The organism is Rahnella sp. ChDrAdgB13 (genome assembly GCF_017655185.1).
Classification (GTDB): domain Bacteria; phylum Pseudomonadota; class Gammaproteobacteria; order Enterobacterales; family Enterobacteriaceae; genus Rahnella; species Rahnella contaminans.
This window is the reverse complement of record NZ_JAEMGT010000011.1, coordinates 12,004-32,720: the sequence shown is the minus strand read 5'-3', so window position 1 is coordinate 32,720 and position 20,717 is coordinate 12,004. Positions and strand designations below refer to the sequence as shown.

Sequence of the window (20,717 nt, the reverse complement as noted above, 5' to 3'; positions counted from 1 at the left end):
AATCTTATATGTTATTTATATATCAGCGGGCGGGATTTTATTTTTCTCCAGAACTCTGCGTTTTCTTGCAGAATTCATCCCGATTAATGTAAACAACAGCCAGCATGACTGTGAAATACAGGATGCAAGATTAAAATCATGGCTTAACGAATACAGGCCAAACACACCGCCGATTATATTAAGATAGGCGTAACTGTTAGCATCAACCGCTAGCCTGCGCATCTGAACCAGCGCATAGGCAAGAAGGTAGCAAAATACCCCAATTAAACCGACAACCGTATGCATCTCCACCGGCCACTTCCCTTTCCTGTCATTGATAGCTCAGAAAAATAAAGCTTTTCAGGGTGTTCTGCCGCGCATTTTTCGCATACCCTCATGATAAATTCTCATGCAAGTTCAACAGGGGGTTTTGATATAAATCATCAGGGCAATCCATTGCGCCAATTAGATACACCCGGGGTATTTCGCCTGCACCTATAAAATTCCAGCACGTACTATGGAGAAAATTAATGAAAGATAATAATTCCCCTTTGACGAAATTAATGCAGGATGCACAACTTAGCCGTCGCGGCTTTATTACCAGCGCTTCCGCTGTGGGTATTACCAGTGCCTTAGGTTTTTCACCCTTCTCTGCTTTCGCTGCTGAACCAAAAAAAGGCGGCGTATTAAAACTGGGTATGTCAGGCGGAAATACCAGTGATACGCTCGACCCGACGTTATTCAGCGACTGGGTGCCGCTCAACCAGGCATATATGCTGATGAATGGCCTGATTGAAATTGATGAAAATAACAAAGCCACGCCTGAACTGTTCTCTGCGTGGGAAGCCAAACCGGGCGCAGCCGAATGGGTGTTTACCGTCCGTGATGGCGTCACCTTCCACAACGGCAAAAAGCTGGACGCCGACGATATTCTTTACTCCATCAACCTGCACCGCGGCGACAAATCCAAAAGCGCCATCAAAACGCAGCTGGTACCGATTACCGGCCTGACCAAACAGGGCGACAACCAGATTCTGATTACTCTCGACAGCGGCAACGCCGACCTGCCGTACCTGCTGGCAGATTACCATCTGGTGGTCGTGCCCGCGGGCTTCACCGACTGGTCGCACCCGATTGGCACCGGCGGTTTTATCTTTGATCAGTACGAACCGGGCGTACGCTCGCTGTTCAAACGTAACCCGAATTACTGGAAGCCGGATCGCGCCTTTGTTGACGCCGTGGAAGTGCTGGTGATCAACGACCCGACCGCGCGCACCAACGCCCTGATTTCCGGTCAGGTTCACGCGATCAACCGCGTCGATTTCAAAACCGTCGATTTCCTCAAACGCAGTCCGGCCCTGAACATTATCCGTTCCTCCGGCGGCCAGCACTTTACATTCCTGATGGATTGCAGCGTCGCGCCGTATAACAACAACGATGTGCGCATGGCGATTAAACACGGCATCGACCGCCAGAAAATTCTTGATACCGTACTGCGCGGCTACGGCTCGCTGGGCAACGATCACCCGATCCCGAAAACCGACCGTTTCTTCAACCACAGTCTCGAGCAGCGTGTATACGATCCGGACAAATCAAAGTTCTACCTGAAAAAAGCCGGATTAACCGACCTGAAAGTCGAGCTGTCTTCGTCTGACGCCGCCTTTGCCGGGGCGCTCGACGCCGCCGCATTGTTCCAGGGTCAGGCACAGAAAGGCGGCATTCAGGTCAACATCAAGCGCCAGCCTGCCGACAGCTACTGGGACGATGTGTGGATGAAGGCCCCGTTCAGCATGGGTTACTGGGGTGGACGCCCGACGGCTGACCAGATGTTTTCAACCGCCTACCAGTCCACCGCCAAATGGAATGACACGCACTGGAAAGATGAGAAGTTTGACGCCCTGCTGCTTCAGGCGCGTTCACTGCTCGATGAAGCCAAACGCGCTGAAATTTATGGCGAGCTGCAAAGCATCGTGCGCGACAACGGCGGTGCGATGATCCCGCTGTTTGGTGATTATCTCGATGCCGCCAGCAAAAAAGTCGGCGGGATCAAACCGCATCCGATGTTCAACTTCATGGGTGGTCGTCTGGCCGAGCGCGTCTGGCTGGAGGCATGATGAAAAAACGGATTTTACAGCGGGTCCTGTTGGGCATTATCACGCTGTGGCTGGTCTCTGTGCTGATTTTTATTGGCACAGAAATGCTGCCCGGCGACGTCGCTACCGCGATTTTAGGGCAAAGCGCGACGCCGGAAACCGTGGCGGCTCTGCGGCTGCAACTGGGTCTGGATGAACCGTCGGTGCTACGCTATCTGCACTGGCTGGCAGGGATTCTGCACGGCGATTTAGGTCATTCACTGGCGAACGGTCGCGCCATCAGCGACGAACTTTTGCCGCGTCTGGCGAACACGCTGTTTCTGGCCGGATACGCCGCCGTGATCGCCATTCCGCTGGCGGTCGGTCTGGGTATCGCTTCCGCCATCTGGCGCGGTTCCGTGTTTGACCGGCTGGCAAATACCCTCACGCTCATCAGCATTTCCGTGCCGGAGTTTTTCGTCGGCTACATTCTGGTGATCGCCTTTGCTATCCGCCTGACGTGGTTCCCGAGTCTGGCGATGGTTGACAGTTCATCTTCGTTCGCCGACCGGCTTTACGTCTGCACCCTGCCGATGCTCACGCTGACGCTGGTCGTGCTGGCGCATATGTTGCGCATGACGCGTGCATCGGTGACGGCGGTGATGTCCAGCCCGTACATCGAAAGCGCGGTGCTCAAAGGCATTCCGCGCTGGCGTATTGTAGTCTCGCACGCGCTGCCCAACGCCCTCGCGCCCATCATCAACGTCGTGGCGTTCAATCTGGCGTATCTGGTGGTTGGCGTCATTCTGGTGGAAGTGGTGTTCGTCTATCCGGGCATTGGCCAGTACATGGTGGACGCCGTCACCAAGCGAGACCTGCCGGTCGTTCAGGCCTGCGGTCTGCTGTTTGGCGGCACCTACATTTTTCTTAATATCACCGCCGATTTACTGGCGATCTGGTGTAATCCACGCCTGCGCCATGCGCGCTAAAAGAGGGACAGCATGAACCGGTATTTCATTAACATCCCGCTGTCGGCCTGGATTGGCATTGTGATTATTGCGGTGAATCTCTTCGCCGCCATTTTCGCGCCGTGGCTTGCGCCTCACAGCGAAACCGAACAGGTTGGCGATATCTGGCTGCTGCCGTCTTCCGCCACGCCGTTTGGTACCGACAGCCTCGGGCGCGACATGCTTTCGCGCATTTTATTTGGCGCGCGCACGACAATTGCCATCGCCCTGACCATCACCTTCAGCTCATTTATCATCGGCATCGTCACCGGTTTCACCGCCGCGATTTACGGCAAATGGGTGGATACCGTGCTTTCGCGCATCGTCGATACCGTGATGTCGATTCCGGTGCTGATTTTCGCGCTGATCGTATTATCCGTAATGGGCACCTCGATTCCGGTCCTGGTGCTGACCATCGCCCTGCTCGACGCCACCCGCGTGTTCCGTCTGGCACGCCTGGTCGCCCAGGCGATTGTCTGTCAGGAATATGTCGAAGCGGCGCGTCTGCGCGGTGAAGGGTTGCGCTGGGTGCTGTTCAAAGAAATTCTGCCTAACGCCCTGCCGCCGCTGCTGGCAGAGTTTGGTATGCGCTTTTGCTTTACCTTCCTGTTTATTGCGGGTCTGAGCTTCTTAGGATTAGGTATTCAGCCGCCGTATGCTGACTGGGGAAGCATGGTGCGTGACAACGCGCAGGCGATTAACTTTGGTCAGTTTGCGCCGCTCTATCCGGCGGCGGCGATTGCGCTGCTGACGATTGGCGTCAATCTGGTGGTTGACTGGCTGCTGGCCCGTAACAGCCTGCCGCAGGGAGATGAAGCATGACACACACGATTTTAGAAATGCGCGGCCTGCGCATCGAAACCCTCGACGGTTCGCCGCTGGTGCAGGATATTTCGCTGAAACTGGCGGCGGGCGAAGTGCTCGGCCTGATTGGTGAATCCGGCGCAGGCAAATCCACCATCGGGCTGGCGGCGCTGGGCTATGCACGTCAGGGCTGCCGGATTGCGGGCGGCGAGGTGATCCTCGACGGCACCAACATTGTTTCACAGCCTTCACGCGTTAAACGCGAGTGGCGCGGCAAACGCGTGGCCTATGTCGCGCAAAGCGCCGCCGCCTCGTTTAACCCGGAGCTGTCCATCGAAAAACAGGTATGCGAATGCCCGGTCCGCCACGGTCTGATGAACAAAGAAGAAAGCCGCCAGTGGGCGATTTCGCTGTTCCGCTCACTGGATTTGCCGGATCCGGAAAACATCGGCAAGCGTTATCCGCATCAGCTTTCCGGCGGACAGCTTCAGCGCGCAATGGCCGCGATGGCGATGTCCTGTAAACCGGATTTGCTGATCATGGACGAACCGACCACGGCGCTGGACGTCACCACGCAAATTGAAGTGCTGGTGATGCTGCGCAAACTGGTGCGTGAGTTCAACACCGCCGCGCTGTATATCACGCACGATCTGGCCGTTGTCGCGCAGCTCGCCGACCGCATTATGGTGCTGCGTCACGGCAAGGAAGTGGAAACCGGCAGCACGCAAACCATTCTGTAAAATCCGCAGCAGGATTATACCCGCAGGCTGGTCGCGGAGCGTGAACACGCGCTGACGCCACTGACCGGCGGCCATGAATCGTCCGGCCAGCCGCTGCTGACTATGAAGAAACTCAGCACCGGTTATAACGGTAAACGCGTGGTGCATGATGTCAGTCTGCAACTCCCTCGCGGCAAAACGCTGGCGATTATCGGTGAATCCGGCAGCGGAAAAAGTACGCTGGCGCGGGCGCTGGTGGGTCTGCTACCGGACACCGAAGGCTCGGTGGACTTCGACGGCACGGCGCTTTCGCATAATTACCAGAAGCGCAACAAAGAAACCCTGCGCCGGATGCAGATGATTTATCAGCTTCCAGACGTGGCGCTCAACCCACGCCAGACGCTGCTGGATATCATTGGCCGCCCGCTGAGTTTCTATTTCGGGATGAACAAAAAGCAGGTTCGCGAGCGCGTGGAAGAGTTACTGCGCCTGACGGAGCTGCCGGTAAAGCTGATCGACCGTCGTCCCGGCGAGCTTTCCGGCGGGCAGAAACAGCGCGTCTGTATAGCCCGTGCGCTGGCTGCGCAGCCGGAACTGATTATCTGTGACGAAGCCACCTCCGCGCTCGATCCGCTGGTCGCTGAGGAAGTACTGAATCTGCTGCGCCGCTTACAGGAACAGCTCGGGCTGTCTTACCTGTTTATCACCCACGATCTGGGCACCGTGAAACGTATCGCCCATCAGGTCGCGGTGATGTATCAGGGCCAGGTGGTCGCCAGTGGCGATACCGGCGTGGTATTCAGCGCGCCTATGCACAGCTACACCGAAAAACTGCTGACGTCCGTACCGGAAATGCGCACCCGCTGGCTGGACGACGTTCTCGCCCTGCGCAACGTTCCGCTTCCGGCTACAGCCATTCCTTCGACAGGAGTCTTATGAATACCAAACGCATCGTGACCGAATTCCCCCACGCCGTCACCGTGACTGAACATGTGTGGATACCGCTGAGCGACGGCACACGCCTCGCCGCGCGATTATGGCTACCGGATGATGCGGTAAACCAGCCGGTTCCGGCGATCCTCGAATACATTCCTTACCGCAAGCGCGACGGAACCCGCACCCGCGATGAACCGATGCACGGATTCTTTGCCGGCAACGGTTACGCGGTGGTGCGTGTGGACATGCGCGGCAGCGGCGAATCCGACGGATTGCTGGCCGACGAATACCTGTTGCAGGAACAGGACGACGCGCTCGAAGTCATCGAATGGATCACGCAGCAAAACTGGTGCAGCGGCAACGTCGGCATGATGGGCAAATCCTGGGGCGGATTTAACGGATTGCAGGTCGCCGCCCGTCGTCCTGCGGCGCTGAAAGCCATCATCACCGTATGCTCAACCGACGACCGCTACCGCGATGACATCCACTACAAAGGCGGCTGCCTGCTTAACGATAACCTCTGGTGGGGCGGCATTATGCTGGCGTACCAGAGCCGTCCGTCTGATCCGGCGCTGGTCGGTGAAAGCTGGTACAAAGACTGGCTGAACCGTCTGGAAAACATGCCCTTCTTCCCGGCGTTGTGGATGGAGCATCCGCTGCGCGACGAATACTGGCAGCACGGCTCGGTGTGCGAAGACTGGTCAGCCATTGAATGTCCGGTGCTGGCGATTGGCGGCTGGGCAGATGCCTACAGCAATGCCGTTTTCCGCCTGATGGACAATTTACAGGTTCCGCGCCGCGCCATTCTCGGCCCATGGGCGCATATTTATCCCCAGGACGGCACGCCGGAACCGACGATCGGTTTCCTGCAGGAAGCGGTTCGCTGGTGGGATCACTGGCTGAAGGGCGAACAAAACGGCGCGATGGAAGGCCCGATGATTCAGACATGGTTGCAGGACAGCCAGCCGCCTTCGGCGATGCGTCCGGTCAGCAAAGGCGAATGGGTGGGATTTGATCGCGGCACCGCCAGCAATATTAATTACATGCCCCGCTGGCTTTCGCGCGGCCAGCTGAATACTCAGCCGGATGCCGGCGCGGGCGTCATCAATATCTGTTCGCCTCAGAATCACGGGCTGATGGCCGGGGAATGGATGGGCGCTGGCGTGCCCGGTGAAATGCCGCCGGATCAGCGCGTTGACGACGGCATGGCGGAAATCTTTGACGGCGAACCGCTGGCCGAACCGCTGTCCATCTTCGGCTTTCCGGAATTCACGGTGGAGCTGAGCAGTGATAAACCGGCGGCGATGCTTTACGTGCGCCTTTCCGACGTTTCACCGGAAGGTGCGGTAAACCGCGTCACACACGGCTGGCTGAATCTGGCGCATCTGCACGGCCACGATAAATCTGTACCGCTCGTACCGGGGCAAAAAGTCAAAGTACCGGTACAGCTGGATGGCATCGCTCACCGCTTTGCCGCCGGACATCGCCTGCGGCTCTCGCTGGCAACCACTTTCTGGCCGATGATCTGGCCGATGGCAGAAGCCGCGACGCTGACGGTAGATTTGCACAGCGCGCAGCTCAGTCTGCCGGTTTGCGAACAGCCGGTACCGGTTGATGGCCCGATCGCCGAACCACAAAGCGCCCCGCTTACCCCGCAGACCGTACTGTCACCGGGACGCGTTGATCGCAACATCACTTATGATTTCCTTACCGACAGCTGGACCAGCGTGACCCACGGCGTGGGTGGCGTATTCGGTGAAGGCGTTTACCGTTTCGATGATATCGATACGACCGTCGATCACGGTCTACGCCGCGAGCTGACGGTCAGTAACAGTGACCCGCTTTCCGCGCGCTATCTGCTGACGCAAACCATGAAAATGGGGCGAGAAGGCTGGTGGATGGAGGCGGAAATTACGCTCGAGCTGCGTAGTGATCTGACCCACTTTATCGTCAGCGGCGACATGGTGGTGAGTCTGAACGGCGAAGAAGAATTCACGAAATACTGGCACGAGAGGATTGCGCGGTAACTTTGCTTATCCCCCTTCGCTGAGGTGGGAGCGGGTTGGGATTTGAATCAAACTTCAGGAATTATCGCCGTAATGTCCTGACTCTCCAGCACCCGCCCGTCCTGCGCACGTATTTCAAGTTTGCGCAGCGGCTGGCGGTTTTTGTTATCAACCAGCAGCGTGCAGGCTTCGCCTTCTTCAAACAGGTATTCACTTCCCCACTGCCCCAGCGCGACCAGCACCGGTTGCAGCGCCAGCCCTTTTTCTGTCAGCACATAATCCTGATACGCCGAGCCATCCGCCGCCGGTTCAACTTTCAAGATACCTTCCGCCACCAGCGCTTTCAGTCTCGTGCTGAGAATGTTTTTAGCCGCGCCCAGACTGCGCTGGAATTCACTGAAACGCGAAATTCCACGCATGGCATCACGGACAATCAGCAGCGTCCACCAGTCACCAATTAAATCCAGCGCACGGCCTGCCGGACAAGGCGTATTTTCCAGACGGGTTCGTTTCATGGCACTTCCTGCTCAATGCGGTTTAAATAATCTGGTTGCATTATAAAACCACTGGTGCTAAAAATCATCTGGTTTCATAATTAAACCACCTATTCAAACCCGAGGTTCTACTATGTCAGATTCTATTCGCTCCAAATCTGTTGCTTTGATCACAGGGGCATCCACCGGTATTGGCGCAACCTATGCCGATCGCCTGGCAAAGCGTGGTTACGATTTAATTCTGGTTGCCCGTGACGTTGAACGTCTTAATGCGCTGTCCGATCGCCTGCAACAAGAGTCGGGCGTAAATATCACCGTGCTGCCTGCTGACCTGACCCGCAGCGAAGATCTCGCCCGTGTCGAAGACTTCATCCGCGCCACGCCGCAGATTTCCCTGCTGATCAATAACGCCGGGGCTTCACTGAAAGCCGGTTTTGAGAACAGTGACGCCGGGGCTATCGAGAATCTGATCACCCTGAATGTCACCTCGGTGGCACGTCTTTCCCGTGTCGCTTTCGACGGTCTGATTAAACATAAAGACGGCGCCATTATTAATATCGCTTCTGTGATGGCGCTGACGCCGGAGCTGCAATCGGCGGTGTATTCCGCGACTAAGGCTTTTGTGCTGACTTTCAGCCAGACGCTGCAATTTGAAATGGCAGAACGCGGCCTGTACGTTCAGGCCGTGTTACCGGCCGCAACGCGTACCGAAATCTGGGCGCGTTCGGGCAAAAATATCGATGAAGTACCGGGAGTCATGGAAGTCGGTGAACTGGTAGATGCCGCGCTGCTGGGCTTTGACCGCAAAGAAAAAGTCACTATTCCGCCGTTGCAGGACGAAAAACAGTGGGACGATTTTGACGCCCTGCGTTCGGCGATGGTGCCGAACTTCCTGCAATCTCACGCCGCGCCGCGTTACAAAGCCTGACAGTGAGACATTGACCAGTAACATAAATTTACTGGTCAATGTTGATTTGCTTTGCAAATATGTTAATTCGCCAACTTTGTGAAGTGAATACGATGACTGAATATGTAATTGCTACACCTGAAGTTTCCTCTCTTGCCGTCGAAGGCCAGAGCGCCCGTTTTCCGATACGCCGTGTGTACTGCGTCGGACGTAACTATTCCGAGCACGCCCGCGAAATGGGGCATGATCCGGATCGTGAACCGCCATTTTTCTTTGGTAAGCCGGCTGATGCGGTTATTCCTGCCCGCGGTAACGTGCCGTATCCGACACTGACCGAAGATCTGCATTACGAAGTGGAACTGGTGGTAGCGATCGCCGAGGGCGGTAAAAACATCGCCGCCGGAGACGCGCTTTCGCATGTCTGGGGTTATACCGTCGGCGTGGATTTAACCCGTCGCGACATCCAGGCGCAGGCCAAAAAGCAGGGGCGTCCGTGGGATTTCGCCAAAGGCTTTGATGATTCCGCACCCGCGAATCCGCTGCTGCCGGTCAGCCAGACCGGACATCCTGCCGCCGGTAAAATCTGGCTGGATGTGAACGGCGAAAAACGTCAGCGCGGCGATTTAAGTGATCAGATCTGGCAGGTGGCGGATGTGATCAGTTATCTGTCACAGGCCGTTGAGCTTAAGCCCGGTGACCTGATTTACACCGGTACGCCTGCGGGCGTCGGCCCGGTTGTGCGCGGTGATGTGATCACCGGCGGGATCGAAGGGCTGAGCGAATTCAGCTTTACTATCGTTTAAGCGTCTATCCCTGCTGCGACGCCTGATTTCAGGCGTCCTTTTCTCCCGCCTTTCTTTCAGCCTCTTCCGTAACGAGCGGGATCAGCTTCTCAAATGCACAAGCGCTGGACGGATCAAACAGTGACAGCGTTTCTATCTGGCTGAGCAAAATCACCTTTCTGAAATTCAGTGCATTCACCGGCTGGGAAACAGGCGTCACGCCGTGTTCCTGATAATACCGGGCATAGTTGTGCTCAACGCGCAGCTCCAGTGTGTCTTTGTCGCGGTAGCCGCTGACCATCGGGATCACCACGACGTTATCTGATGATGAGGTTTCACAGCGCGCCGTGTGCACCATCCCGATATACACACGCCGTGACTGGAGCGTGATAAACACCATATCGCCCTGCTCCATGCACTGGTACAAAAGACCTTCGACGCCGTTGGCCCGGGTGAGCTGTTTGTACAGTTGCTTGCGTCCGGCGGTATTGAGCCGCAAGCCCGGCGACCAGGTGGTGCGCACCAGGCAAAGCATCACCGAAATGCCGAGCATGATGACAACCGGTGCCTGAATCCCTAAGAAACTCCAGTTGATAAAATCGCGGTGGTAATGAACGTTTTGATGCGCATAAACCGTGGCCGGAATGGCGTTCACGATTTCTGAAATGCCCCACAGCGCCATATACCCCAGCGCAATCATCAGCACGCCTTGCAGGACAAAAATGCAGCCGTAGAGCGCCACCAGAAAATAGACATCCCAGCCAAATGTCCGTTTGAGTTTGAAACGTGATGAGATGTCGCGGGTGGTGTACCAGTAACCGCAGACCATTAACACCATGAAAACCGCCGTCGCCATTACAGCACACCCATGCGTTTGACGTGACGGGCGAAATCTTCCTGCATGTCCTGATTCGCCGGATTGACCGAGGCAGTACCGTTTTCATCAATCAAAATACGCTCCCCCTCCTCCAGCGTATTCTCAATATCCTTCGCACTGAACAGCCCCAGAAATTGCTCGGGGCTGGAAAAAATTTGAAGCAGATTCTTTAGCATAGGTTTCTCTCACAGCAAAAGAACAAGCCTAGTCAACGAAGGGCAATGCGGTGAAAAATCAGGAGAGTTTAGGAATGTTTACTTTCTGAAAGGCAAAAAAAAGGCCGCCCCGCAGGACGACCTTCTTTCACGGCAAACATTCTGCCCGGTTTACTTCGTTTCCACGCTTTCGTGATGCGCTTCTTCGTGCGCTGCCTGCTCGGCATGCACTTCCGCCGCGCGCTTACGCAAGCCAATCCAGCCCAGAACCAGCAGAATGATCAGCACCGGAATAGTGGAAACCGTGAAGGTTCCGTTCGGGTAATCAAACGCCATCAGAATCAGTACGCCCGCCAGGAATGCCAGCGTCAGCCATGAAGTAAACGGCGCCCACGGCATTTTGAAGGAGACGTCTTTCGCCCGACCTTCTTTGATGGCGGTACGCAGTTTCATCTGACACACGATGATGAATGCCCATGAGCTGAGGATGCCTAGTGACGCAACGTTCAGGACAATCTCAAAGACCTGCGAAGGCACGTAATAGTTGAGGATGACGCCTATTACGTAAATACCGACGGTCACCAGAATGCCAGCGTAAGGCACCTGCTGCGCGCTCATCTTCGACATGAATTTCGGCGCAGAGCCGCCCATCGACAGCGAACGCAGAATACGACCGGTGGAATACAGGCCAGAGTTCAGGCTCGACAGCGCGGCGGTCAGCACCACGATATTCATGATTGTCCCGATGTACGGCACGCCGAGCTTGCTGAAGAAGGTCACAAACGGACTCTGGCCCGCCTGATACGCATTCCACGGCAGCAGCAGAACCAGCAGCACGACGGAGCCGACGTAGAACAAAGCAATACGCCAGATCACGCTGTTGATGGCTTTCGGCAGCACTTTTTCAGGATTTTTCGTTTCGCCCGCTGCGGTACCGACCAGTTCGATCGCCGCAAAGGCGAAGACCACGCCCTGCACTAAAACCAGCGCCGGTAACAGGCCGTGCGGGAAGATACCGCCGTTGTCGGTGATCAGGTGCAGACCGGTGGTATTGCCGTCGAGCTGTTTGCCTGTGCCGAGGAACACCACGCCGACCACCAGGAAGATTGCGATAGCCGCGACTTTGATCAGCGCAAACCAGAATTCCATTTCAGCGAACCACTTCACGCCGATCATATTCATGGTCGCCACAATCGCCAGCGCACCGAGGGCAAACATCCATTGCGGGACATCACCGAAGGTTCCCCAGTAGTGCATGTACAGAGCCACTGCGGTGATATCGACAATGCCGGTCATCGCCCAGTTCAGGAAGTACATCCAGCCCGCCACATAGGAGGCCTTTTCGCCCAGAAACTCACGGGCATAAGAGACGAAACTGCCGCTGGTCGGACGGTGTAAAACCAGTTCACCCAGCGCACGCAGAATAAAGAACGAGAAAATACCACATACCGCATACACGATAGCCAGCGCCGGGCCTGCCATCTGTAAACGCGCACCCGCACCAAGGAATAAACCGGTACCGATAGAACCCCCAATAGCAATCATCTGAACCTGACGATTGCCCATGCTCTTGTGGTAACCGCTTTCGTGCGAATCCAGCCAGCGCCGTTTTGCGGCGTGTTTTGCCTCTGCCGATTTCTTATGAGACTTCATTATGACTTGTTCTCCAAAATAACCTTCACCTGACGCCGGTGCAGCAAGCAAACGATTGCAAGCCACGACGTTTACGTGGTTAACCCACTGTAGTTTTTTTAGCCGGAACTGTTTTTGATGCAATAACGGCGAAGGATGCTACCTGTTCTCATTAACCGAGGCAAAAAAAACCGTACTTAAAAATTGTGATAAGACATATTTCGCGGCGTGAATTGCGCATGCAACGACAGTTTTATGCATGATCTTGTGGTTTGCTCTCTTTGCGCACCCGCTCAATATTGATCGACAGGTACATGATTTCTTCCGTCGTCAGCCCGCGCTGGTACTGCGCCGTCAGGTATTCCCCGATCTTTTCTGCACACTGCCACGCCTGCGGGTAATTCTCTTTTACCGCCACATGCAGCGTCATATCGTCATCGGCGACCACGGTCCGGTTCAGCATCCGCTGGGCGAAGAATTTCAGGTGGGTAACGAACCGCTGATAACTCAGCGACTCTTCGTCATATTCCAGACGCAGCTGGTATTTCACCAGATTGAGGATTTCCTGCATCACGCGGGTAATGCGCGCCACTTCCGGCATTTCGCCGTTCAGCTGCGCGTTGACCAGATGCAGGGCAATAAAACCGGCTTCATCCACCGGCAACCGCACGCCCAGACGGGCATCAATAATGTCCAGCGCTTCCACGCCCAGCGCATACTCTTTGGGATACAGACGTCGCGTTTCCCACAGCAACGCATTGCTGATGGGCACACCTTTTTTCTGCCGTTCAATGGCAAAGTTGCAGTGATCGGTCAGCGCGATATACAGATTTTCCTGCAACTTTCCCAGCCGGGTTCGTGCCAGCGAAATGATCTGGTCGCAGGTCGTCATCACTTCCATCGAAATATGCGAGAGCAGTTCCGTCAGATGCGCGACCAGTTCGTCGTTTTGTAAGGCGAAGATTTTCTCGATTTTACTGTCATCAAGTTCATCTCCCGTTTTTTTCATAAACGCCAGACCACGGCCCATGACGACCTGTTCCCGCTGCTGATCGTTGACGACAACCACCACGTTATTATTTAAAATTTTGGCGATTTTCATTGTGATTCCCTGAAAAGAAAAACCCGATCGTCAGTGAAGAAGATCAGGTTTTGTCTGCCGTAGCATTGCGTATCTGCCTGATAATTCTAGCAGGTTAGATTAGCCACTCAATGCACATTACTGAAAAAGCGTGATAACGATCCCGGCTCTCCGGCCATGCCCGCACTCAGAAAGTGACAATGGCTTTCAGCCCTGTCACCCAGGCGTCCTGCGTTTCTTTCACGCCACCCGGACGGTACCAGTATTGCAAATCAGGTTGCAGGATAAGCCATGAACGCACTTTGATCTGATAGTACAAATCGGCATTAACCGAATGCCCGGACAGCGGCGTGTACAACGGATTGCCGTAATCATCCACCTGATAAATGGCGTTCAGGTTTTCCTGATTCTGCCGGTAGTGGTCGCTCATTTTAATGTACGTCATACCAAAACCCAGCCAGTCGTCAGGGCGCGCATCGAACAGACCGCGATAACGCATGGACGCCGCCTGCGTGTAATGCATGGCGTTGCTGCGCGGGTCGGCCAGACCGAGACTGTATGACACGCTCATGCCGCGGTTCGGATCATCGCCACGCTGCGTCACCTGCTGGTTGAAACCGGTGTACATAAACCAGGTGCTGCTGTGGGAACGATAACCTTCCGGGTCGCTGGCGCCGACGCTTTGCGTTTTCCCCTCAGAAAGATCCTTCTGCGGCGAGTTGGTGTACAGCAGTCCGAAGTTATAAATGCCCGGCAAACCGTTGACCTTGGTTTTCAGTTCGGCTTCCATCGGCAGCAAAATCCCGCGAGCGCCTTTCAGCGAACCGCTCCAGGCGTATTTTCTATCTGACGCGTCCGGGTTTTGTTCCATGATGCCGGTTTTCAGCGTCAGGCTGTCCGTCAGTTTGTACTGGAATGTGGTGCCCCAGTAATGTTTGTTCCAGTTGTACCAGGTCATCGAGTTAGCAGATTTGCCGCCGCACTGACTGAGCAACTGGAAATCGCACGGGATAATCTGATCGAAATCCTGATTCTTGTTCATCATGCCGATGCGCCAGTGCAGTTTGCGGTCATCAAAACTGCGACTGAAGGTCAGCCAGCCCAGACGCGTAATCGACTGCCCTCCCCAGCTTTCCTGCGCGATATCGTTAAAACCCACACGCGGATCTTGCGTACGTTCGGACGTCAGGTTGTCATCATGGTTACGGTTAACAATGTTCCCTTCAATCGCCGCATCCGGAATGCCGGTGTACATTTCCAGATCCTGCGTAAACGTCAGCGAGAACTGGTCGATGTACGCCAGTTTTTTATCGTGGTTATAACCGCCGCCCGCGTTGTAGGAAGATTCGCTCAGGTAACCGAGCTGATAATGGAAACCGTGGTCTTCAAGAATGGGCCGGATCCCCAGCATGTCTCCGAGCATCCCTTCGCCGGGTGCTTCAAAGCCGAGCACGGTTCCGTTCCAGTCGCTGGCGGCCAGTGCCGGTTGGATCCCTGCGCCCGCCAGACAAACGGCCAGCGCGAAATATTTATGATATGAACGAACTGCGGGTCGCATTTTATGCCCGGAATTATTATGTGCAGGTAATACAGAAATCTGAGAAAATTTCATCATTACATTCCCTTCGAATTATTGATTATCTTTTTATTGTTATTCGAACTCCTTCCCGCAGGCACAGATTGCCCTGCGGGTGAAATTTCGCATTATTAATTGAGGTTCGGTATGAAGTGGCCTGCTCATTCAGGCCACCGGATTACGGTTTGTTTATTTACGCTTTTAAAGAAGCACCATGAGTTTTAATCACGTCGGCATACCAGAAGAAGCTTTTCTTGCGGCGGCGTTCCAGCGTGCCATTGCCCTGGTCGTCGCGGTCGACATAGATATAACCGTAGCGTTTGGAGAATTCGGCTTTCGATGCGCTGACCAGGTCGATAGGCCCCCAGCTGGTGTAGCCCATGACTTCCACACCGTCTTCAATGGCTTCGCGCACCTGCACCAGATGGTCATTGATATACTCAATGCGGTAATCATCATTAATGCTGCCGTCCGCTTCGACTTTATCGCGGGCACCCAGACCATTCTCAACAATAAATAACGGCTTCTGGTAGCGGTCATATAATTCATTCATTAAGAACCGCAAACCTTCCGGATCAATCTGCCAGCCCCATTCGGAACTTTTCAGATGCGGATTCGGCACCATATTTAATATATTGGCACGTGCTTTAATATTTTGTTCTGCATCCGTGGTTACACAACCGGTCATGTAATAACTGAAGGAAATAAAGTCGACCGTTTCTTTCAGCGCTATTTTGTCTTCAGCAGTAATGTTTATTTCCATACCGCGATCTTTAAAGAAACGTTTCATATACGCCGGATACGCGCCACGTACCTGAACGTCACCAAAGAATAACCAGTCGCGGTTTTGTTGCAGCGTTTCCATCATATCAGCCGGTTTGCAGGTCAGCGGATAGAGCATTCCGCCCAGCAGCATGTTACCGATTTTGCCGTCAGGAATGATTTCATGACAGGCTTTCACTGCTTTGGCACTCGCCACCAGCTGATGATGAATGGCCTGATAAATCGCCTGTTTGCTGCTGCCTTCCGGCAATCCGACACCGGTAAACGGCGCGTGCAGCGACATGTTGATTTCGTTGAACGTCAGCCAGTGTTTCACTTTATCTTTGTAACGCGTGAACACGGTGCGGGCGTAATTCTCGAAGAAACCGATGGTATCCCGGCTGCCCCAGCCGCCGTGTTTTTTCACGATGCCGTACGGCATTTCGTAATGGGAAAGCGTCACCAGCGGCGTGATGCCGTATTTTGCCATTTCATCAAACAGGCGGTCGTAGAATGCCAGACCGGCTTCGTTCGGGTGCAGTTCGTCGCCTTCCGGGAAAATACGTGTCCAGGCAATAGAAGTTCGCAGCACGGTGAATCCCATTTCGGCGAACAGTTTCATGTCTTCCGGATAACGATGGTAAAAATCAATCGCCACATCTTTGATGCCAAAATCGCCTTCCACGCGCTCCTGCACCGGGCCGAAAACGCCCTGCGGTTGCAGGTCAGAGGTGGACAATCCTTTACCGTCGGTCAGGTACGCGCCTTCAACCTGATTAGCTGCGACTGCGCCGCCCCATAAGAATTCCTTCGGGAATTGCTTGCTCATGTGAATCTCCTGGTTCTGACTGTTATCGTAAAAGGGTAAGTAATAAAGCTTGTTCGCCGACGTCCTGACCCGTGCAGGCCGGAATGACGTCGAGATAATCGTCGCTGTTGGTGATAAGTACAGGCGTAGTCAGGTCGTAACCGGCATCGGCAATGCCCTGGGTGTCGAACTCCAGCAGCAAATCACCCTGCTTCACGACGGTGTCTGCTGCCACGTGCGGCGTGAAGAATTTGCCATCAAGCTTCACGGTATCGATACCGACGTGGATCAGGATTTCCGCGCCGTCTTCTGATTCAATTCCGATAGCGTGATGGGTTTTGAACAGGGAAACCACGGTGCCGTTGACCGGCGAAACGACACGGCCCGCGGACGGAATAATCGCTACGCCTTTACCCAGCAAACCGCTGGCAAATGTCGGATCTTTCACATCTTCAAGCGCCACGCAGATACCTGCAATCGGGCTGGCCACCAGGGTTTTGCCACGCGGCGCCTGGACGGAAGCCGGCGAGACACTATCGGCCGTTTCACCCGCTTTCGCTTCTTCATTCATCCCGAAGAAGAACGTTGCCAGAGCGGCAAACGCGAGGGCAAAAACGGTGCCGGCGATCGCGGCGGTAACCGTCTGGTCAAAACCCGTCGGTGGAATGATCTGCGTGAAAGTGAAGATGTTAGCGAAGCCGAACGAGTACGCGGTAGTCTGGAAATAACCGAGGATTGCCGCGCCCAGCGCGCCGCCGACGCAGCCGAAAATAAACGGACGGCGGCGTGGCAGGTTAATGCCGTAAACCGCCGGTTCTGTGATACCGAAAATCCCGGCGCTGACCGCTGAACCCGCCAGTGCTTTGGTACGCGCGTCTTTAGCACGCAACATCACGCCGATTACAGCGCCAACCTGCCCCATCACGGCCGGTAATAGCAGCGGCAGCATGGTGTCGTGGCCCAGAATGCTGAAGTTGTTGATCATCAGCGGCACCAGCCCCCAGTGCAGACCGAAGATCACACAGACTTGCCACAGGCCACCCATAAAGGCCCCCGCGATGGCCGGGCTGATGTGATAGATAAACTGATAGCCGTTAGCAAGTTGCTGGCTGGCCCAGGTCGCGACCGGCCCGATGAGGAGGAAGGTCAGCGGGACAATTACCATCAGGCAGATAAGCGGCGTAATGAAATTGCGCAGGGAACCCGGCAGTAGTTTCATCAGACGTTTTTCCATCCAGCTGGAGGCCCACGCAGCGAGGATCACCGGAATAACCGATGAGGCGTAGTTGATGAAAACCAGCGGTATGCCAAAGAAATGTTCAGACGGTACACCCGGCTGCTGAGCGTTAAATGCCGCCGTCATCAGCGGATGCACCATCGCGCCGCCAATCATCATCGTTACAAACGGATTGCCGCCGAATTTTTTCCCGGCGGTATAGCCGATCACCAGCGGGAAGAAGTAAAACATGGCGTCGCTGGCGGCGAACCAGACTTTATACGTGCCGCTTTCCGGATTCAGCCAGCCGCAGGCCAGCGCCAGTGACAGAAACCCTTTCAGGATCCCTGACGCGGCCATGATGCCGATAAACGGGGTGAAAATACCGGAAATGACGTCAATGGCGCGGGCGAACAGATTGCCTTTATCCTGCCCCTCTTCTTCATCGCCGCTTTCCGAAAGTGCGCTGCCGCGCACTAAAGCGTCATAGACCGCGCCGACGTGGTTGCCGATCACGACCTGAAACTGGCCACCGCTTTCCACCACCATAATGACGCCGGGGTTCTTTTTTAATCCTTCGGCATCCGCTTTACTGATGTTTTTAAGCTTGAACCGTAAACGGGTGGCACAATGCACCACGCTGTTCACGTTTTCCTTTCCGCCCACTCCGCGGAGAATTTCGTCGGCTAATGTTTTGTATTCCATGGTGTTATCTCATCAGAGTAATGGCGTCGTGCACGACATTGCCGTTGTATTTCAAAGGGGCGGCCGGCCCCTGAATTCAGGCCAAAAAAAAACCTAAACGTCCGGTCTCTTCGCGGCATGCGAAGAAACGAGAAGTTTAGGTTTTGCCTGTCAGACAGTAACAATCCTGCTTTCTGCAACGGATTCTCGGGCGAATCGTTGACAGAAACAAGTCGTAATATCAGCCGTGTGACGAAACTGTGATCGGCTTCAGACTTTGTGCTGAAGGAGGCTCGTCCCTGAGCATCTCCGGCAAACTAGCGCAGACCGGCGATGGTGAATCCGCCGTCTACCAGCAGATTTTGCCCGGTGACAAACCGCGCTTCGTCGCTGCACAGCCACGCAACAACGTCGCCCACGTCGTCGGATTCGCCCACGCGCCCTGCCGGTGTCAGCTGAATAAACGGCCTGAGCATCTCTTCATTCGCGCCCATCCGTCGTGCCATCGGCGTATCGATAATGCCTGGATTCACGTTGTTGATACGGATTTTATGCGCGCCGGTTTCCAGCGCAATGGCGCGGATCATGGCATCCAGACCGCCCTTGCTGGCGGAATAAGCCGCAGACCCGAAACTCGCACCGTGCGCCAGCCACGAGGACGTATTCACAATCGCGCCGCCGTGACCTGCGGCCACCATCGCCTCCAGTTCATATTTCACGGACAGCCAGACGCCTTTCAGATTGATGGCGATCACGCGGTCGAATTCGGCTTCCGTCATTTCATTGACCGGCGCAAAACCTTCGACACCGGCATTATTAAACGCCGCGTCCAGACGCCCGAAATGCGCCAGCGTTTCCGCAATCATATGTTGAACCTGCGCGCTATCTGAAACGTCTGCCGGCACCGCCAGCGCGTCGCCGCCCTGTTCATGGATCAGCGCAACGGTTTGCAAAAGTTCCGCCTCACGACGCCCGGCGACCACCACTTTTGCGCCGTCGCGTGAGAAAGCCAGCGCCGCGGCACGGCCAATTCCGCTGCCTCCGCCAGTGACCAGCGCCACGCGGTTATGCAGACGAAGGGGCTGAATATGAAGATGTGATTGCTGTGACATAGAAACCTCTGAGAAATATGTTGACCAGAACCTGACTATAAGAGGATTAATTGTTGTGGATAAGCCGTCTTATATCGCATGATTTACTGGTTCATATTCATCAATGAGAAAAGAAATGCGGACTAACGAACTGGGTGAACTGACCGCCTTTGTCGCCGTGGCAGAAGAAAAAAGCTTCCGTAAGGCGGCGGCGCGGCTGAATTTAACCCCATCCACCCTCAGCCATTCTTTACGCGCGCTGGAAGAACGGCTGGGCGTACGGTTACTGAACCGCACCACGCGTACCGTTTCGCCGACCGAAGCGGGGATTGCGCTGCTGGCCGAAATTGCGCCTGCGTTTGCGGCGATTGCCGGTGCGGTTGAGAAAGTGAATACCTTCAGGGAAACTCCGCAAGGCACGGTGCGCATCAATACGCCGCGCATTGCGGCAGATCTCGTTTTTATGCCGCAGCTGAAGCAATTTAATCTGGATTTCCCGGACATCCGGCTGGAACTGGCCACCAACGACGGTTTCGTGGATATCGTTACTGAAGGATTTGATGCCGGAGTGCGTATCCGCGGCGACGTTCAGCAGGATATGAGTGCGGTTCGCCTGACGTCCGATTTTCATTCGGCGGTTTACGGCTCGCCTGAATATTTCGCGCGGCATGCGAAACCGCTCTCACCAGCCGATTTGCAACATCACGCCTGCATCGGGCGACGGGAAATTACCGGCGGTGCGTTGTATCGATGGGAATTTGAAAAAGAAGGTAAACAAATTGCGGTGCCGGTCCGCGGCCCGCTGATTGTCGACAGCGTAACGATGATGACTCGCCTCGCTCTCGACGGGATCGGGTTGGTCTACACAGCCCGCAGCCCGGAACATGACGCGCTGGTCGCACAGGGTTTGCTTATCCGCGTGCTCGAAGACTGGTCGGTCACGTTTCCCGGTTTCTTTCTCTATTATCCCGGTCACCGCCAGCTTTCTGCGGCGTTAAAAGCCGTGATCAGCAGCTTTCGTTTACCGCTGCGGGATCACTAATTCGCTCATTTAACGTCAAGAATTTAAAGGCACTCCTAATGCGGTGTTGGTACACGTAAGCCGTTACGTTATAATTCCCCCGTTACG

At 55.0% G+C, this 20,717-nt stretch carries 17 protein-coding genes and 1 pseudogene; 8 read left to right on the top strand and 10 right to left on the bottom strand.

Features of this window, described 5'->3' with window-relative positions; all coding sequences use genetic code 11:
• Nucleotides 1–15: 15 nt before the first annotated feature.
• The gene (locus tag J8X26_RS04595) at nt 16–291 is read right to left on the bottom strand and encodes a cyclic nucleotide-binding protein (protein WP_152325824.1); all 276 of its coding nucleotides are present in this window, start codon (nt 289–291) and stop codon (nt 16–18) included.
• A 218-nt stretch (nt 292–509) separates the two neighbouring features.
• On the opposite strand from J8X26_RS04595, the gene J8X26_RS04590 reads away from it, so the two are divergent.
• The 5 genes and pseudogenes from J8X26_RS04590 (at nt 510) to J8X26_RS04570 (ending at nt 7,544) form a co-directional block, all read left to right on the top strand.
• Nucleotides 510–2,093, top strand: coding sequence for an ABC transporter substrate-binding protein (locus J8X26_RS04590; RefSeq protein WP_208950265.1), 1,584 nt, complete (start codon nt 510–512; stop codon nt 2,091–2,093).
• The gene (locus J8X26_RS04585) at nt 2,093–3,040 is read left to right on the top strand and encodes an ABC transporter permease (protein WP_208950273.1); all 948 of its coding nucleotides are present in this window, start codon (nt 2,093–2,095) and stop codon (nt 3,038–3,040) included. The genes J8X26_RS04590 and J8X26_RS04585 overlap by 1 nt, the downstream gene beginning before the upstream one ends.
• A gap of 12 nt (nt 3,041–3,052) precedes the next feature.
• The gene (locus J8X26_RS04580; protein WP_208950264.1) at nt 3,053–3,880 is read left to right on the top strand and encodes an ABC transporter permease; all 828 of its coding nucleotides are present in this window, start codon (nt 3,053–3,055) and stop codon (nt 3,878–3,880) included.
• A pseudogene (locus J8X26_RS04575) lies at nt 3,877–5,520 on the top strand (ABC transporter ATP-binding protein). Before J8X26_RS04580 ends, J8X26_RS04575 begins: the two are co-directional and overlap by 4 nt.
• Nucleotides 5,517–7,544: a CocE/NonD family hydrolase gene (locus tag J8X26_RS04570; protein ID WP_208950263.1), complete on the top strand. Its 2,028-nt coding sequence runs from the start codon at nt 5,517–5,519 to the stop codon at nt 7,542–7,544. The pseudogene J8X26_RS04575 and the gene J8X26_RS04570 overlap by 4 nt, the downstream one beginning before the upstream one ends.
• Before the next feature lie 47 nt (nt 7,545–7,591).
• Here J8X26_RS04570 and J8X26_RS04565 read toward each other — a convergent pair whose 3' ends face one another.
• Entirely contained in the window at nt 7,592–8,038 is a 447-nt protein-coding gene (locus tag J8X26_RS04565) for a helix-turn-helix domain-containing protein (RefSeq protein WP_208950262.1), read from the bottom strand.
• A 112-nt stretch (nt 8,039–8,150) separates the two neighbouring features.
• On the opposite strand from J8X26_RS04565, the gene J8X26_RS04560 reads away from it, so the two are divergent.
• Together J8X26_RS04560 and J8X26_RS04555 are read left to right on the top strand one after the other, a co-directional pair.
• Entirely contained in the window at nt 8,151–8,945 is a 795-nt protein-coding gene (locus tag J8X26_RS04560) for an SDR family oxidoreductase (protein ID WP_152325818.1), read from the top strand.
• 92 nt (nt 8,946–9,037) lie between these two features.
• Entirely contained in the window at nt 9,038–9,727 is a 690-nt protein-coding gene (locus J8X26_RS04555) for a fumarylacetoacetate hydrolase family protein (protein WP_208950261.1), read from the top strand.
• 28 nt (nt 9,728–9,755) lie between these two features.
• Here J8X26_RS04555 and J8X26_RS04550 read toward each other — a convergent pair whose 3' ends face one another.
• The 8 genes from J8X26_RS04550 to J8X26_RS04515 form a co-directional block, all read right to left on the bottom strand.
• Complete coding sequence (locus J8X26_RS04550) at nt 9,756–10,562, bottom strand: hypothetical protein (RefSeq protein WP_152325816.1); 807 nt, start codon at nt 10,560–10,562, stop codon at nt 9,756–9,758.
• Nucleotides 10,562–10,759, bottom strand: coding sequence for a hypothetical protein (locus J8X26_RS04545; protein WP_152325815.1), 198 nt, complete (start codon nt 10,757–10,759; stop codon nt 10,562–10,564). The genes J8X26_RS04550 and J8X26_RS04545 overlap by 1 nt, the downstream gene beginning before the upstream one ends.
• 150 nt (nt 10,760–10,909) lie before the next feature.
• On the bottom strand, nt 10,910–12,391 hold the full coding sequence (ansP, locus tag J8X26_RS04540; protein ID WP_152325814.1) for an L-asparagine permease: 1,482 nt from the start codon (nt 12,389–12,391) through the stop codon (nt 10,910–10,912).
• A gap of 232 nt (nt 12,392–12,623) precedes the next feature.
• Nucleotides 12,624–13,472 carry a transcriptional antiterminator BglG gene (gene bglG, locus J8X26_RS04535; RefSeq protein WP_208950260.1) on the bottom strand — a complete coding sequence of 283 codons (849 nt, stop codon included), beginning with the start codon at nt 13,470–13,472 and terminating at the stop codon, nt 12,624–12,626.
• Between the two features lie 166 nt (nt 13,473–13,638).
• Nucleotides 13,639–15,009 carry a carbohydrate porin gene (locus J8X26_RS04530; RefSeq protein ID WP_165058659.1) on the bottom strand — a complete coding sequence of 457 codons (1,371 nt, stop codon included), beginning with the start codon at nt 15,007–15,009 and terminating at the stop codon, nt 13,639–13,641.
• Nucleotides 15,010–15,220: 211 nt separating this feature from the next.
• Nucleotides 15,221–16,618, bottom strand: coding sequence for a glycoside hydrolase family 1 protein (locus J8X26_RS04525; protein ID WP_152325812.1), 1,398 nt, complete (start codon nt 16,616–16,618; stop codon nt 15,221–15,223).
• Between the two features lie 22 nt (nt 16,619–16,640).
• Nucleotides 16,641–18,518, bottom strand: coding sequence for a PTS beta-glucoside transporter subunit IIABC (gene bglF, locus J8X26_RS04520; protein WP_152325811.1), 1,878 nt, complete (start codon nt 18,516–18,518; stop codon nt 16,641–16,643).
• A 296-nt stretch (nt 18,519–18,814) separates the two neighbouring features.
• On the bottom strand, nt 18,815–19,609 hold the full coding sequence (locus J8X26_RS04515) for an SDR family NAD(P)-dependent oxidoreductase (RefSeq protein ID WP_208950259.1): 795 nt from the start codon (nt 19,607–19,609) through the stop codon (nt 18,815–18,817).
• Between the two features lie 115 nt (nt 19,610–19,724).
• On the opposite strand from J8X26_RS04515, the gene J8X26_RS04510 reads away from it, so the two are divergent.
• Nucleotides 19,725–20,630 (top strand): LysR family transcriptional regulator, encoded by a 906-nt coding sequence (locus tag J8X26_RS04510; RefSeq protein WP_208950258.1) that lies wholly within the window; start codon nt 19,725–19,727, stop codon nt 20,628–20,630.
• The last annotated feature ends 87 nt before the right edge of the window (nt 20,631–20,717 follow it).